Genomic DNA, 818 nt, shown 5'->3' with positions numbered 1-818 from the left:
TGTGTGAAACGAAGGAACATAAAGTCCACCGCCAATATAAAAGTAAAGTTGCAAGTAGCTATTAATAGCCGGCATTCATTATTCGATGTACTAGTAGTCAACTGATGGCTGAATTAGAGAATCAACCAATAGTTCCTTCCAAAAAAAATGCTTATTATGTATGATAAAACTAGGAGGTAAGAAATGAATCAAGAAAAAATTGGAAAATTTATTGCTGAATGTCGTAAAGAAAAAAATCCTACTCAGCTACAGCTGGCAGAAAAGCTTAACATTAGTAATAGGGCGGTTTCAAAATGGGAAACAGGAAAAAGCTGTCCAGATGTAGCGATAATGATGGATCTATGTGACATTCTTGGCATAAATGTAAATGAATTGTTATCAGGAGAAAGGATTATAGTGGAAAATTATCAAAAAAAGGCAGAACAAAATTTGGTGGAATTACAGAAACAAAAAGCGCAAGCAAACAAGATGAAAAGAAAATTGGAAATATTATGGGGAGTGATTACAATTATTCTACGTCCAGTTCATTTAGCTATAAATTATTTTTATCCTGAAAATCAAGGAACATATATTGGTTGGTTGATTTTGACAATAGGGGCTCTTTTGTTTGTACCATATTTTTTAAAATATTACAAAGTAGAAATTAAATTGAAAGAAGTAACTAATTGATATATTTATCGCTTCTGTTTCATTTCATAAGATTTTAAAGCAAACGCCCACCAAATAAAAAACGGTGTATGGTGGGGGGGAGAGTTGCTACGCCCGAAAGACTTAACAGATACTCTTCAAGCTTGTTTTAAAGTTTAGCAGTATTCTAT

The 818-nt window shown here is 32.5% G+C and carries 1 protein-coding gene; it reads left to right on the top strand.

What is annotated here, in order from left to right:
* Positions 1–183: 183 nt before the first annotated feature.
* Positions 184–669 (top strand): helix-turn-helix domain-containing protein, encoded by a 486-nt coding sequence (locus tag D1841_RS17665; protein WP_160201154.1) that lies wholly within the window; start codon positions 184–186, stop codon positions 667–669.
* Positions 670–818: the final 149 nt, after the last annotated feature.

This window comes from Neglectibacter sp. X4, assembly GCF_009917365.1.
In the GTDB taxonomy this organism is placed as follows: domain Bacteria; phylum Bacillota; class Clostridia; order Oscillospirales; family Acutalibacteraceae; genus Acutalibacter.
The sequence above is the reverse complement of the archived record's forward strand: the minus strand, read 5'-3'. Positions and strand labels throughout refer to the sequence as shown.